Source organism: Enterococcus sp. DIV1279b (assembly GCF_050531515.1).
GTDB lineage: Bacteria > Bacillota > Bacilli > Lactobacillales > Enterococcaceae > Enterococcus_D > Enterococcus_D casseliflavus.
On record NZ_CP172891.1, the window covers coordinates 729,487 to 743,858 of the forward strand.

The following is a 14,372-nucleotide window of genomic DNA, read 5'->3' on the forward strand; positions in this document are numbered from 1 at the left end:
AGATTGTAATTAACAAGTCGTCACCATCATCAGAAGGGGAAGTTTGTCGATAGGTGAAAGATAGGAAAGCGTATCGTATTTAAACGAATATAAAAGGAGAATGTTATGAAAAGGAAATTTTGGGGCTATTTGTCATTGGCGATCTTGTTAAGTCAGCCTGTGTTGGCACCTTTGGCACAAGTTATGGCTGAGGAACAGGAAACCATTCCATCAAACAAAGAAATCACGACATTAGGAACATTAGAAAAAGTGGAGGAGACTACTGAAACAGTCGATTCTTCTCGTATAAAAGAAGAAATCAACGGTGACACCACAAGTAACTCAGAATCGCAAGAAGTGGTTAATGATGATGAGAAAAGTGGCTCGACGGAAAGTACAGAAAAAAACCTCCCTGATTCAAGTAAAGACACAGCTAGCTCGGCAACTGAATCATCAGCGGAAATGAAAGAGGCATTCTCTAATCGAAGCGTTTCATTAGACGCTTGGATGCCGGATAAGAATTTGCAAAATGAGGTAGCGAAAGGGCTAAACAAAACAGTTGATACGATCTCTCAAGAAGATATGGTGAATCTAAAACAGTTAGATTTTTCTTCTTTAGTCAAAGACACAGTAGTCGATTTTACTGGTTTAGAATACGCTAGCAACTTGCAAGCGTTATACACGACGTCTATTATTGCTACGAATGTTCCCCAAATCACTATGGCGGAAAATGCAACATTGTTTACCCGTCCTAATGTACTAGCACACGTTCTTCCAAAAGGATCTTTTTCAAATATCCACATAGGAAATTATGATGCCTATTTGACAGCCCAAGAATTAATTGGGGTTGGTCAATATCTTAGTGGATGGGTAACAGATTATCTGACGGTCTATGCAAGTAGCATGACGGATTTTTCTAAGTTAGAGCTATCTCCAGAACACCATCAAAATTCCCAACTATCTATTATGACTCAGGAGAAAATACTATTAGAGCCAATGCTAGTAAAAGATGGCCAATCTGATGTTCTTTATAAAGACCGTATGATGGTTGATACCCAAGGAAATGCGTTGCTCTCTTCTTTGTCCAACAAAAAGTATTCTTATTCGATTCGGGGGATAGATAAAAATGGCTATATCTTTCCCTTATATGAAAATGATGGGTTTGAACTGACTGAAGAAGGGATTCAATTTAAAAATATTCCCGCCAATGTTGACTATTTGTCAATCACTTCTCTGGTTCCTAATCGTTTATCCACCGAGAGAGCTGCTAGTACAGGTACCATTCAATATTTAGTGAATTATCAAGTACCTATGAAGTATGTGAATACTGCAGAAGATGTTACGGTCAAGTATCTTGACGAAAACGGACAGACGCTTGCACCAAATGTCACTTTATCAGGGTATGTAGGCGACCCCTTTACTACGGAAGAAAAGGATATCTCAGGCTATACACTGAAAGAGATCCAAGGGGATAGGATAGGGACCTTCAGTGATGTCGCGCAAGAAGTCGTTTATGTCTATGAACGTAGCGATGCAGCGCCAGTTACTGTCAAGTATGAAGATACAGAAGGGAATCAACTATCTGCACCGACGGTATTAAGTGGCAAAATAGGTCTGCCATATACAAGTGAAGCTAAAGCAATCAATGGCTGGTACGTTTCTCAAACACCAACTAACGCTAACGGGACTTACAGCGAAACGGTACAAGAAGTCGTTTATGTCTATGAGCGTAGTGATGCAGCGCCAGTTACTGTGAAGTATGAAGATACAGAAGGCAATGAATTGGCAGCACCAACCGTAATGAATGGCAAAATAGGGTTGCCATATGAAAGTGAAGCCAAAGCGATCCCAGGCTGGTTTGTAGCTCAAACGCCAAGCAATGCTACAGGTACATTTAGCGAAACGGCACAAGAAGTCATTTATGTCTATGAACGTAGTGATGCAGCGCCAGTGACGGTCAAGTATGAAGATACAGAAGGGAATCAACTATCTGCACCGACGGTATTGAGTGGCAAAATAGGTTTACCTTATACAAGTAAAGCTAAAGCCATCCCAGGCTGGTACGTTTCCCAAATGCCAACTAACGCTAATGGGACTTATAGTGAAAATGCGCAAGAAGTTACCTATGTTTATGAACGTAGTGATGCAGCACTGGTTATCGTAAGATATGAAGACATGGAAGGAAATCAATTAGCTGAACCAACGATCCTTAATGAAAAAGTTGGCTTGTCTTATGAAAGCAACGCCAAAGAAATATCTGGCTGGCGGGTTTCAAAGACGCCTAAAAATGCAAAAGGTACCTTCAGTGATGCCGTCCAAGAAGTTATTTATGTTTACAGTGCTGATAAAGAGAATGAACCGGGAGAAGATTCAGGAAAAGATACACCAGAATCAGAAAACAAGACGCCGGACGAAGAGAACGGGAATAGCTCAGGAAATAACAGCAAGCAAACAAACACACAAACCAAATCAAAAAATAAGTTGCCTGCAACAGGAGAACAACTTACAGGTCAACGAATCATGGGCTTTTTGGGAGTCATCACTGTTCTGTTTTCTTTCGTAGTAATTTTGAGACGAAAAAGAAAAACTGAAAATTAAAAGCTTTTCAATAGAGAGGAAAGAGTATCCAGAATTGATTGTTTTCTGGATACTCTTTGTTTAACCCTATTTAAATATGAGCGAGAATATAGGTTTTTATCAGTTATCTTTCGAATGTTACGTTCTTGAATTCATCATTCAAGCCATCACGATAGGCAATAGTCAAGACTAATTTTCCTGTTGTTTTGTCATAGTCTTCCACGTTTAGTTCTAGAGAGAAGTTCTTAACATTGGCATCAATATAAGAAACAATTTCTTTTTCTTCCTCACCGATTTTTATCGAAAGTGTGCTTTCTCCTAATAAATTCGCCTCCTCCAGAACTGTTTTGGCTGAGCGTATTTCAGGCTGATAGAAGACAGTGTTTGTTTGAGTTAAATAGATTCTACTTATTCGCAACGGAACTGTGATCTTTCCAAAGTCATTTGAGACAACGATCCCAGGTTTATTACTAGGGGAGACAAAGACAGCGAGACTTATTAAAATTGGAACGAGAATACTAGCAACACTTGACCATACTATTTTTTTTGATATTTTCATTGATTTCAGTTCATTCAGCGAAGCATGAACACCTGTCCCCCCATTCTTTTTAATTAATGTAAGAAGTTAGCTTGATTATGGCGAAGATACTTTAAAAATAACTGTACTAATTTTCAACTTTATATAAGCGTAATTGATAGAAAGTAAAAGCTTTTGGAATTGTTGAAATGCTCAAAGGCTACCTAACTCTTCGATTGTAAATACTCCTAAAAACCGACTCTCTTATTATCGTAGCAAAATATACGGTTTTTTACTTTTATTATTATAAAATAATTTTTTGATAAATAGCGCTTTGGACTGTTTTGTCGTCTTAAACTAGCTGTTAGAAAGAGCAATGTTCTCCAGACGTAGTAACTCGTAGTTCTAAGTAGTTGTAGCCATGATTTTGCTTATCCTAAATGATTCAGAAGGTGATAGTTTCAGAGACAGCTTCTTATAAAATGAAATAAGTAGTCAATGAATACACACTGAATGAAAATAGATCGTGAAAGGAGTATAATTACCTTAAAAATAAAGTTAAGAGGTATTATTATGTATAAATTTCTTTTAACTAAATTAGACCAAGATGTTTATGAATTGTTTGCGCATTTTTTTGAGCAGGCTGTGGAGCGTGAAAAACTAAATGTTCTTGCTGAAAAGACAAACTTATCAAAACGACGAATCGTCTTAGTTTTTGAGCGAGCACTCGATTTGCAAACGGCGTATCCTTATTTTGAGATTGCGTTGCATGAAGGTAGAGAGATGACGCTTTATTTTGCGCCGAATTTTCTTTTGTCTAAGCTTTATTCGGTCATGCTAGAAGAAAGCATGCCATTTCAAATTTTAGACAGACTCTTTAGTGATAAGTATGTGTCGCTGGAAGAAACCGCCCAACAACATTATGTCAGCAATCGCACGGTTCAAAGAAAACTAAAGGAAGTAGAAACGATTCTTGAAAATTATCACATTCGATTGAACCTAAAAAGAAAACCGCTTTTTGTGGGCGAAGAATACCGCATTCGGCATTTTTTCCACATCATGTATTGGCAGATCTATGATGCAACGAACGTGCGTTATAGTGGATTGACGAAACAAAGTGTCAGTACATTGAAGAAAAAGTTGACAAGTTATCCCAGTTTTTATCGCGGGATTGATCAGGAGAAATTTGTTCAATTGTTGGCGTTAAGTATTTATCGTTTTAAAAGAGGCTTTCCTGTAAAAGAGATTCCTCAAGAGATGAGGGAGATGAGGCATCTGACGATTTCCTTTGAAGAATTTAAAGAAGAGCTGATCAAGCCATTGCTAAGAGACAATTTGATTCTAAATGGGCTTCCAGAAACAGAATTTCTCTTCTTGTATTATATGTTTTCTGTCATGATGACGTACTTACCTGAAGAGATTCCTAGTCAGTTAACAATTGGGGATCATTTTTCTCCACGAGCAATCGCTGCAGCAAGGCTATTTGCGGAAAACGCTCAGAAAGTTTTTCTCGTTTCTGAAAGCAATATTGATTATCTGTTGGTCAATGCCTTGAATATTCATTCGGTTTCGCTTCTTTTTGCATCGAAAAATAAGATCGATGCCTTTGGAAAAAGCACCACGGACAAAGATTATCGCCGTGTCTTTTCTAAGATTTTTCCGTTTGTTCAGGAGATGTACGAATCGTTAGCGCAACAATCACCAATTTTTTCAACCATGTATGAAGCGAACAATCGCTTGCTTTTTCAATATAGTATGCTTCTTTCTCTGGTAGCGAAAATTGATCGTTCTACGGTTCGTATTTTTCACGAATCAAAATTCGGAAAAATCCAAGAAATCAGACAAAAGGAACGATTGAAGCGCTGGTTTGAGTACACACTTTCATTTGTTTCCGAAAATCCCGATTTTGTCGTGACAGATTATCCCGTCAATCGGCAAGCTTTTATTGACCAAAATCCCAACGTCCAATTTTTTAAATGGAATAGTTTTCCAACGGGGGATCGCTGGCTTGAACTGATTGAAGCAGTTGAAAAGTTCCAGAATGAGTTTAGTCAAAAACATACGTAAAACTGTGGATTTCACAGTATGAAAAAAAGGAGGATTCTCAAAACCAGAGAATCCTCCCTTTTTTTAGTAGGAAGCGAAAAGTTTTGCACAGCGTTTCTCAGATTTCCTATGTAGTTTGTCAATCGCTCAATCGGCTATTGGGCTTGTTTACTTTTATGAAACTAAAATTGATACGATCCAACCCGAAGGTATCTAACAGGACTTTATTTGCTTCTAACAAACAAATGATTGGCGTCTCCTTTCCTAAAAAACATGTAATAATGCAGGCATAAAGATCTCGGTCAACAGAAACGTTTTACGAAAAAGCGAAGGTAAGAAAGAGTGTTCGAATCCTCTATTTAACGTAATGCTAGTGATTTCAGCCTAAAGGTCGATTTCCTTTCAATATTTCCATAGAGTACGCATCGACGTATTCGTTCCAACGATAAACACATAAACAGGATTTTACATAAGATTCACCAATCAATAGAACAGGAGGACTAAAGATGGAGTCAGCATTTAAGATCCATTCAATGGAAGAATATTTAAACTTCTACATGGAAGAAACGGAGCGGCTTTTTTTCAAGGAAGAGTTTCCAGAACTCAAAGAAAAGATTCTTGCCAATTGCTTCGAAATCAAACGAGCGATCCAAGAAATCAATCACGAAAACTTTTTTGAACAGTATGCGAGAATCAATACATTAGAAGCAGAGATTTTGATTATTTTGGAATGCAGTGAATTGCGGGGGAGTGACAATGTGGTCCCTTTTGCTGAGGCAGAAATTTTGCAAGTGGCGAAACAAGATAGCAAAACCTATTTTAAAGAAAGATGTGGGCTGACATTGATCGCGCCTACGCCCCATTCATTGCATTTTTCCGTGGAGTAGTTGAAGTAACAACAAAGATCATTCGTGAGGAAAAAGTGTTATAGGAAGTTTGAAAGGAGCCTTTCATTAAGGTTTGTGCAGGAGTAATTGTTTTACCAAAAGAAAAGGCTGCAGTTTTTTTATGCAACTTTGGAGGCATTGTGGAAAAAAGCTGTACCTTTGATATAAATTCATTCAACAAATAATTGGAGGTCACAGATGAATGCAATAGAAAAGAGGATCCAGTTTATTGTCGAAGCTGACAAGCTTAAAGCCATCCTTAGACAATCGACACTGATCTATGATAGAAACCAACGGGAAAATGATGCAGAGCACACCTGGCATTTGACATTATGTGCACTATTGCTTGCAGAACATGTCGCAACCGAAGGGCAAGTGGATTTGTTGCGAGTACTCAAAATGTTAATTATTCATGATATGGTAGAAATCGAAGCAGGTGATACCTATTGTTATGATGAAGCTGGGTACCTGGATAAAGTACAGCGAGAACGGGAAGCAGCTACAAGTTTATTTTCTACATTACCGAGAGAACAATATGATGAATTTATGGATTTGTGGGAAGAGTTTGAGGAGATGGCAACCGTAGAAGCAAAATATGCAGCGGCAATCGATAGGTTACAGCCTGTCTTGCAGATATACTACTGTGACGGGAATACCTGGTTAGAAAATAACATTGATGTTGAACGCGAATTAAAACGAAACGAGGTCATCAAAGAAATTATGCCAGAAGTTTGGGACTATGTTAAAAAACTTATAGATGATGCCGTAAATAAAGGTTGGCTGAAGCAATAAAGCAAAAATCAATAAGCTGCTAAACATGAGCCGAAGTAGAAGAGCATCATCAAAATGAACACCAAATGTACTAGAAGAGAAGGAATGGTTATGAGTATCGGGGAAGTAGGGTATATTTTTACAAAGTATTTTATCGTAACAGTGTCTATTCTTACATCAATATATACAAGATCGTCAAAAAGCATTTAGATGAAGCGGAAACAATCGTGATTGCGACCGACAGCGACCGAGAAGGTGAAGCAATCGCCCGCTTGATTATCAACCTTTCGGGAAATAGCCGGAAAACCATTAAACGTTTATGGATCAACTCGCTTGAAACTAGCGAAATCAAAAAAGGATTTCAAAATCTGAAGGACGGACAGGCGTTTTATTCCACTTACAAAGAAGCAGAAACCCGACAAATCGCTGATTGGCTGGTAGGAATCAATCTCACCCGTCTTTACACGCTTTATATGCAGAAAAACGGCATGAGAGGCGTGTTTAGCGTTGGACGCGTCCAAACCCCGACTTTGTTCTTGATTTACCAACGCAACGAAGAAATCAAACATGCATTGGCACTTAAACTCTTATTACTGGAGTTAAATTCATATGATTTTTAATCTGCAAAAAAGTTTATAGCACCGTCGCTTATACCAGAAAATATAACAAACGCCGCATTGTTTTTTTGTGCACTTTAATAATCTATTCAACTAAGGAATTAAGCTGGCTGTCAAGAGAGTAATATCGTATTGAATCTCAGGTGGAAATTTTCTGCGGTATCTTTTTTGACTGAAATGACATTAGTGTTTTTTGGGGATTGTGTATGTAAGTATTTTTTAAAATCATTTTAACAAGTTTTGGACAAAAATTCTCATGAAAAAACAGAATTTAAATAGCATGATAAATTAGAGAAGATAGTTTAATGTGCTTATAGGAACACCCCACTTTTACAGTCACAATCAATAACCTTGCTACTTTCTTTCGAAATTGATAAGAGTCTAAAGGATTGACAACGCTTGATAGTGAGCATAAACTTAATATACGCTAGTTAGTTTACAAGTGCAAACTAAAAAAGTATGATGTGTCGTCTCTGAAATTCTCCCTGATTCAAGTCATAACCAGAGTACATATCGGTTATTTTTTGATTCCATATTTTTTCCTTTATGTGCTGAGGATTAAGGGGTACCAATTGTAATTGCGCGTTATATGGTCTTTGTTTAGAATCGCTCTCCAAAAAGCCAATTTTTTGCATAGAATTTTAGATGTGGTACCATTAATTAGAATTATTATAAATAAGAAGTAGGTATCATTGTTTTAGTAAAAAGACTAGGAGGAATGGAAGATGGAAATAGACTACAAGGATCATGGGAAGAAGCCGTATATCATTAATATTGAAGACGCCACCACAGGAAATGATAATTACCGGACGACCATTTGGACAGGCAGTAAACTGCAAGTCACCGTAATGTCCATTCAACCGGGCGATGACATCGGTTTGGAAGTGCACGAAGGCATTGACCAATTTATCCGTATTGAAGAAGGAGAAGGCGTGTGTAAAATGGGGCCTTCTAAAGATAACTTACATGTTCAACAAAAAGTGATGGATGATGACGCCGTATTTGTTCCGGCGGACATGTGGCACAACATCGAAAACACCGGTGATAAGCCGCTCAGACTGTATACCATTTATGCTGGTCCAGATCACCTTGAAGGAACGGTTCACCCTACTCATGAAGACGCCAAAAACGATCCAAACGAACACTGAGGTACACTAGGATGAAACAAAAGCCCTGCACCCGTATGGATGGTCCACTGGTGCAGGGCTTTTTTATAAAGGAGAGAAGTGGTATGAGTGATTCATTGTTTCAATTAGAGAAGGTTGGTTTTCAGGCAAACGGAAACCAAATCCTTCAAGATATCTCTTTTACAGTAAACAAAGGGGAAGTGATTGTTTTTTCTGGTCCTTCTGGAAGTGGAAAAAGTACCCTTTTGAAATTAATTGGTACGCTGCTTTCCCCAACTTCCGGAAAAATTTATTATCGAGGTACGGATCTGCAAAAAATCGATCCTGTGGAGTATAGAAAAGAAGTCTCTTATTTCTTTCAAAACGCTTCTCTATTCGATGAGACAGTTCAAGAGAACTTGTCTTTTCCTGCCCGCATAAGAGAAGAAGGATTTGATCGGGAACGTGCAAAAAAATTGTTAGAACGAGTTCAAATACCTGAAACTTACTTATCGAAAGAGGTCAAGGAACTATCAGGAGGGGAAAAACAACGGGTTGCATTGGTCCGAAATTTGATGTATCAACCGAAAGTGTTGCTCCTGGATGAAGTTACCAGTTCATTGGACCAAGAAAACAGAGCGATTGTCCTTGATTTAGTCCGAGACATGATGAAAGACCAACAAACTACGGTGTTGGCCGTCACTCACAACCAGGAAGAAATCGACCAAGCTTCTCGTCTGATTACTATCAAAGGTGGAAAAATGGAGGAATCGAAATGACAAACAATTTGGAAATCAGTAATCTTTCTTTGCTTTTATCCTCTGTCCTCTTGATAGTTGCCTTGTTGATTGATTACAAAGAGAAATTGGGATTAGGAAACGACATTTTTATTGCGGGAATTCGCGCTGTCGTTCAATTATTCCTTATTGGATATGTATTGAGCTACGTATTACGAGTGGATAACAACTTTCTCACTTTAGCGATGGTTTTGTTCATTGTGTTCAACGCTTCTTATAACGCCCATACACGCAGTGAGGGGATCAACCGCTCTTTTAAAATTTCAACGACGGCTATTGGAGTAGGAACAGCCTTGTCCTTACTCATTCTTGTTTTTTCAGGAGTCATTGACTGGTCCCCTTCCCAAATCGTTCCAATTACAGGCATGATTGCCAGCAACGCCATGACTGCGATTGGAGTGACCTATCGGTCTTTGAATTCAAAATTTACGGACCAACGCCAACAGGTATTGGAAAAATTGGCATTGGGAGCCAATAAAAAACAAGCGTCCATGAGTATTGTAAGAGAAAGCGTCAAAACGGGCATGGCTCCTTCTATTGACCGAACAAAAACGGTTGGACTTGTCAGCCTACCAGGTATGATGTCAGGGTTGATTTTTGCGGGAATTGATCCTGTTCAAGCGATTCGTTACCAAATTGTTGTGATGTTTATGTTGATTTCAGTTACTGCGATTTCTTCGTTTATTGCTAGTTATATGGCTTACCGTGAGTTTTATAACAATCGCAGTCAATTAATTATATGATTTGGGATGATACACTACTCTTAAAACCAGTGGTTACAATTTTATGTAGTTAAAAGAAGACCTCACGAGAATAATTGCAAAAAGAACTTCATTTTTTAAGGAAGAAGGATATTTTTGTCATCGAATCTTTGGAACGACTAGGGCGAAACTATGATGAAATTTTTTATATAGTGCAGCAACTGGATTGATTGAATCCTTTAATAAGCAAATCAAGAAATACAGCCACCGCAAGGAACAGTTCCAAAATGAAGAGTCGATGGAACGTTTCTTAGTCTCGTCTTTTGATACTCACAACCAAAAATTCCTAGGTCGCAGTCATAAAGGTTTCCAACAGGCCGAAGGCGAGCTCGAACAAATGCTGAGTCAACCGATGGAGAATTAGAAACAATCTACAGTAGGAAAGAACCATTTACACAAAATTATTGACGCTCCCAAGCTAAAACTCCTATTAATCGATCTACTAAAAATAAATAAAAAATTCTTTTCAATTTTTATTTATGGTATGACATAAATAAAGTAAAGTTATTCTTCTAGGTTAATCTTATTAATACTCTTTCTCACTAGTGTTGCATGCAACACTAGTGAGAAAGAGCATTAAATATACTGCAAGGCAAGACATTTGGTAATTGAAGAATAACAAGCAAAAAAATAGCAGTCAGGTCTCTTGACAAAGTATAGTTGCTATTCTTTTTTTAGGCCCTACTTTAATGAAATTTTTGTTTGGAGGGAACGACTTCATTCCTTTGATTATTTCAGTTGAATTTAATAGAGAAGCCTGGCGTCTATTAAGAAATACTTTTCTTGATGAGCGTCAATTTTTTTAACGGAAATCTATCCTATACTAAATTCAGTAAAGAAAAAGGAGGAATCAAAGAAAGCTATTTTAAACAAACCAAAATTATAGGAGGAATAAATCATGACTGAAAATAAAGCTACTCAAGAAAGAACACCCCAAGAAAGATTGCAAGAAGAACAAGAACACAAGGAACATGTTCATCATACGAAAATTAATGCAGCGGCCATTGCGGATCATCTTTTAGGCAACATGCATACATTACATGTGAAACTGCACCAATATCACTGGTATGTAAAAGGAGCCAATTTCTTTACGTTGCATGAAAAATTTGAAGAGTTGTATAACGAAAATGAAAAATGGTTCGACAAACTTGCGGAGCGTCTAATTACTTCTGGGCATAAACCTGCTTCGACAACTGTTGAATTTGAAAAATATTCGATGCTTTCGGAAGATGCAGTTAATAAATACGCTAAAGCAGAAGACATGGTTGAAAATATTATCGAGGACTTCAGAAGCACTCGTGACCTAACTATTCGCGCGATTCGTTTAGCTCAAGACGAGGGTGACGATGCTTTAGAAGATACATTGATTGCTTTTAAAAATGACTTAGACAAGAACATTTGGATGCTGCAAGCGTTCATTGGTAAAGAAGCATTAGAAGATGATGACGCTCTTGATGAGGATGAAGATTAAGGTAAAAGTAGAAGCTGATTTAGGGATTGGAATTCTTTCCAGTCCTTTTTCCATTTTCTTGATGTGCATCAATTTTTTTGTAGTAAGAGACTTATATAATAAAAGCAGCGAATATAAACAAAATAAATAAAGGGGGAGAATGAATTGACTAAACATACCCATCATGAAATTGGCGACCACGCAGCCTGTATCCGCTTGGTTCCAATATTCAATCACTTAGAGGATAGCGCGATGAATTACATTGCTGAAAAAGCCCACACGAAACAGTATCAAAAAGGAGAGTTTCTGTTTCGTTCACAAGAAAAAGAGGATACTTTATATATTATCAATCGTGGGAAAATCCGTATTTATCGATTGGCAGACTCTGGCAAAGAGCAGCTAGTGCGGATCTTGAACCCTGGTGATTTCACCGGAGAATGGACCTTGTTCAACCCGGATGCAGTACACGAGGAATATGCCGAAGCAACCCGAGATACCGTTGTCTGTATGATTCAGCAAAAAGATGTCCAAGATTTTCTGGAACAATACCCAGCTATTTCTTTAAAACTATTGGCGGAAATGTCTAAACGGTTAGAAAGTTCAGAACGTCAAACGACACAAGTAGCCTTGGAGAGTGTCATTACCCGTTTAGTTTTGTTTTTGGCAGAAAATGTGGAACCTGAAATGGGCAACTCTCCCACCATCACCCTGCCGATGGAAAAAAAGGACATTGCTTCCTATTTAGGAACGACACCTGAGACCATCAGTCGCAAATTTGGAGAATTGGAGGACGAGGGATTGATTCAACAGCTGTCTGGGAAAAGGATCAAGATTCAGGATTTAGATGATTTATTGCTTTACAGCGAATAATCGGACACACTTTTTTCTACACATTGGTGTTCTGTCGCTCTTCATTAACAACGGGACAGAACTCAGTGCTTTTGCTTCCATCTGTCCGTTTTTGGCTTTTTTAAGACAGAACGACCTTCATTCATTGGAAAAATAAAAGCACAAACATGATAACCCTCAAGTTTTTTTGTTTTATTTTTGTTTAAGATAGGGTTGTCGAACAAAACGTAAAAATAAGTAGGGGTGAATGTGCATTATTTTTGGGTGATAGTTGCCATCACGTTGTCAGCAGCGGGTGCATTCTTTGTCGTCCCTTTCACCAAGAACACGATTGGCGGCGAAGCAAAAACGTCTAACGTTGTTGAGGCAGATAGGTTAGCTATGGAAAAAGAAGAGGAAGTTGTAAAAGGAGCCGGCGTAATCGGACACGGAAAAGTGGCGTATTACGAAGCGAGTGACCAGGGAGATAAAAGTGTATTCACTGTTTGGTTTCCATGGAGCTTAGCCGGAATCTTGTTCAGCATCACCATGACTAGAATGACGCGAAAAGTTGAAGAAATGGAGCAAATAGAATGGAATTCGTATTAGGCGTTTTGAATCCCCATGCGGTGGAGATTGGTTCTGTTGTGATTCATTGGTATGGAGTCATTATTGCAGCGGGCATATTAGCGGCTCTCCAGTTGAGCACCAAGGAAGCAAAGAAAAAAGGACTGGAAGAGGATACCATTATCGATATGGCCTTATGGGCAATTCCGATTGGACTCCTCGGCGCTCGGCTTTATTATGTGTTATTTGAACTTGGTTATTATCTGCAAAATCCAGGACAAATCCTTGCGATTTGGAATGGCGGCATTGCGATTTATGGGGGATTGATTGCAGGAGGGGGTACGCTATATTGGTATGCAAAGAAAAAAGGTACTTCTTTGGCACTCGTTCTTGATATTTTAGCGCCCAATGTATTGTTAGCCCAGTCCATTGGGCGTTGGGGCAATTTTATGAATCAGGAAGCTCATGGTGGACCGGTTACTCGTCAATTCTTGGAAAATCTTTATTTACCTGAATTTATCATTGAACAAATGAATATCAATGGTACCTACTACCATCCGACTTTTTTATACGAGTCATTGTGGAGTTTGTTGGGCTTTGTCCTCATCGTCACTATACGGAACCGAAAACAGCTTTTGCGTCAAGGAGAAGTCGCTTTGAGTTACGTTTTGTGGTACTCAGTGGGTCGGTTCTTCATTGAAGGTATGCGAACGGACAATTTATGGATTGGCGAGTGGATCCGCGTTTCGCAAGCCTTGTCTCTGGCCCTGTTTATTGGCGCGATTGTAGTATGGTTTATACGCAGACAAGACTATCCACCAATTTATTATTATTCTGATGGCAATAAGGGGCAGAAAAAGACTATTAAGATGGTGAATTGAGCAAAAAGATAAAAAGAAGTGCAAAACTTGATATGCGTCAATTTTCGTTTGCTAAAAGTGAGCTATACTACAGTTGTAAAGAGGAAAAGGCAGTGTTCATTAATCTGCTGCGGATAAAATAAAAACACATAAAGGAGATAGGAATTATGGAAAAAGCTATATTGCAATTAGAAACGTTGTCTTGTCCAAGTTGTATGCAAAAAATTGAAGGTGCCTTGAAATCAGTTAACGGTATTGATAAAGACAGCATTAAAGTATTATTCAACTCCAGCAAAGTCAAAACCAATTTTGATTCAGCTGTCACTTCGATTGAAGAGATTCAAAAAGCTATCGAAAACGTAGGCTATCCGGTCCTTAAAGCAAAAGTCAAGGCCGCTTAACAGATTAAATGAACTAGGCAATTCTGGAAGAAAAGCTATTTTTCCGGGATTGCTTTTTTGTTGCAATCCGATTCGAGGTGCTTAGAAACGATAAAAGAGAACTTTCTAAACTTGATAGCCGTAAATTTTTATTCGATAAAAAGAGGGTATCGTTATAACTGTAAAGAGGAATAAGTGTCATTGAGGCTGTTAGATCAAAAAAATAGTG

Annotated in this window: 13 protein-coding genes and 2 pseudogenes; 14 read left to right on the plus strand and 1 reads right to left on the minus strand. The window is 38.3% G+C overall.

The window, feature by feature from the left end; translation table 11 throughout:
• Positions 1-105 precede the first annotated feature (105 nt).
• Positions 106-2,577, plus strand: coding sequence for a MucBP domain-containing protein (locus IGI71_RS03460; RefSeq protein WP_428210937.1), 2,472 nt, complete (start codon positions 106-108; stop codon positions 2,575-2,577).
• A 103-nt stretch (positions 2,578-2,680) separates the two neighbouring features.
• On the opposite strand, the gene IGI71_RS03465 is transcribed toward IGI71_RS03460, so the two are convergent.
• Positions 2,681-3,115 (minus strand): hypothetical protein, encoded by a 435-nt coding sequence (locus IGI71_RS03465; RefSeq protein WP_005225210.1) that lies wholly within the window; start codon positions 3,113-3,115, stop codon positions 2,681-2,683.
• 531 nt (positions 3,116-3,646) lie between these two features.
• On the opposite strand from IGI71_RS03465, the gene IGI71_RS03470 reads away from it, so the two are divergent.
• The 13 genes and pseudogenes from IGI71_RS03470 to IGI71_RS03530 all read left to right on the plus strand — a co-directional run bounded on the left by IGI71_RS03470 (position 3,647) and on the right by IGI71_RS03530 (position 14,164).
• Positions 3,647-5,140, plus strand: a complete 1,494-nt coding sequence (locus tag IGI71_RS03470; RefSeq protein WP_142967589.1) for a helix-turn-helix domain-containing protein — start codon at positions 3,647-3,649, stop codon at positions 5,138-5,140.
• A 485-nt stretch (positions 5,141-5,625) separates the two neighbouring features.
• On the plus strand, positions 5,626-6,006 hold the full coding sequence (locus IGI71_RS03475; RefSeq protein WP_005225213.1) for a DUF7006 family protein: 381 nt from the start codon (positions 5,626-5,628) through the stop codon (positions 6,004-6,006).
• A gap of 198 nt (positions 6,007-6,204) precedes the next feature.
• Positions 6,205-6,798, plus strand: a complete 594-nt coding sequence (locus IGI71_RS03480) for an HD domain-containing protein (RefSeq protein ID WP_430616179.1) — start codon at positions 6,205-6,207, stop codon at positions 6,796-6,798.
• A gap of 206 nt (positions 6,799-7,004) precedes the next feature.
• A pseudogene (locus tag IGI71_RS03485) lies at positions 7,005-7,346 on the plus strand (DNA topoisomerase); the annotation flags it as partial.
• A 773-nt stretch (positions 7,347-8,119) separates the two neighbouring features.
• The gene (locus IGI71_RS03490) at positions 8,120-8,542 is read left to right on the plus strand and encodes a cupin domain-containing protein (RefSeq protein ID WP_002307506.1); all 423 of its coding nucleotides are present in this window, start codon (positions 8,120-8,122) and stop codon (positions 8,540-8,542) included.
• A gap of 83 nt (positions 8,543-8,625) precedes the next feature.
• A complete protein-coding gene (locus tag IGI71_RS03495; RefSeq protein ID WP_002307505.1) occupies positions 8,626-9,279 on the plus strand; it encodes an ABC transporter ATP-binding protein in 654 nt (217 codons plus the stop codon).
• Positions 9,276-10,040, plus strand: a complete 765-nt coding sequence (locus IGI71_RS03500; protein WP_002318452.1) for an ABC transporter permease — start codon at positions 9,276-9,278, stop codon at positions 10,038-10,040. Before IGI71_RS03495 ends, IGI71_RS03500 begins: the two co-directional genes overlap by 4 nt.
• 175 nt (positions 10,041-10,215) lie before the next feature.
• A pseudogene (locus IGI71_RS03505) lies at positions 10,216-10,422 on the plus strand (IS256 family transposase); the annotation flags it as partial.
• 534 nt (positions 10,423-10,956) lie between these two features.
• The gene (locus IGI71_RS03510; protein ID WP_002292150.1) at positions 10,957-11,529 is read left to right on the plus strand and encodes a Dps family protein; all 573 of its coding nucleotides are present in this window, start codon (positions 10,957-10,959) and stop codon (positions 11,527-11,529) included.
• Positions 11,530-11,673: 144 nt separating this feature from the next.
• Complete coding sequence (locus tag IGI71_RS03515; RefSeq protein ID WP_003125436.1) at positions 11,674-12,378, plus strand: Crp/Fnr family transcriptional regulator; 705 nt, start codon at positions 11,674-11,676, stop codon at positions 12,376-12,378.
• Positions 12,379-12,606: 228 nt separating this feature from the next.
• Positions 12,607-12,945 carry a hypothetical protein gene (locus tag IGI71_RS03520; protein ID WP_081116777.1) on the plus strand — a complete coding sequence of 113 codons (339 nt, stop codon included), beginning with the start codon at positions 12,607-12,609 and terminating at the stop codon, positions 12,943-12,945.
• Entirely contained in the window at positions 12,930-13,784 is an 855-nt protein-coding gene (gene lgt / locus IGI71_RS03525) for a prolipoprotein diacylglyceryl transferase (protein ID WP_142967592.1), read from the plus strand. Before IGI71_RS03520 ends, lgt begins: the two co-directional genes overlap by 16 nt.
• Positions 13,785-13,930: 146 nt before the next feature.
• The gene (locus IGI71_RS03530; RefSeq protein WP_003125439.1) at positions 13,931-14,164 is read left to right on the plus strand and encodes a heavy-metal-associated domain-containing protein; all 234 of its coding nucleotides are present in this window, start codon (positions 13,931-13,933) and stop codon (positions 14,162-14,164) included.
• Positions 14,165-14,372 lie beyond the last annotated feature (208 nt).

What these genes read in the sequence shown, in the direction of transcription:
- IGI71_RS03460 (WP_428210937.1), top strand. Translation starts at nt 106, where the DNA reads ATGAAAAGGAAATTTTGGGGCTATTTGTCATTGGCGATCTTGTTAAGT.
- IGI71_RS03465 (WP_005225210.1), bottom strand. Translation starts at nt 3,115, where the DNA reads ATGAAAATATCAAAAAAAATAGTATGGTCAAGTGTTGCTAGTATTCTC.
- IGI71_RS03470 (WP_142967589.1), top strand. Translation starts at nt 3,647, where the DNA reads ATGTATAAATTTCTTTTAACTAAATTAGACCAAGATGTTTATGAATTG.
- IGI71_RS03475 (WP_005225213.1), top strand. Translation starts at nt 5,626, where the DNA reads ATGGAGTCAGCATTTAAGATCCATTCAATGGAAGAATATTTAAACTTC.
- IGI71_RS03480 (WP_430616179.1), top strand. Translation starts at nt 6,205, where the DNA reads ATGAATGCAATAGAAAAGAGGATCCAGTTTATTGTCGAAGCTGACAAG.
- IGI71_RS03490 (WP_002307506.1), top strand. Translation starts at nt 8,120, where the DNA reads ATGGAAATAGACTACAAGGATCATGGGAAGAAGCCGTATATCATTAAT.
- IGI71_RS03495 (WP_002307505.1), top strand. Translation starts at nt 8,626, where the DNA reads ATGAGTGATTCATTGTTTCAATTAGAGAAGGTTGGTTTTCAGGCAAAC.
- IGI71_RS03500 (WP_002318452.1), top strand. Translation starts at nt 9,276, where the DNA reads ATGACAAACAATTTGGAAATCAGTAATCTTTCTTTGCTTTTATCCTCT.
- IGI71_RS03510 (WP_002292150.1), top strand. Translation starts at nt 10,957, where the DNA reads ATGACTGAAAATAAAGCTACTCAAGAAAGAACACCCCAAGAAAGATTG.
- lgt (WP_142967592.1), top strand. Translation starts at nt 12,930, where the DNA reads ATGGAATTCGTATTAGGCGTTTTGAATCCCCATGCGGTGGAGATTGGT.
- IGI71_RS03530 (WP_003125439.1), top strand. Translation starts at nt 13,931, where the DNA reads ATGGAAAAAGCTATATTGCAATTAGAAACGTTGTCTTGTCCAAGTTGT.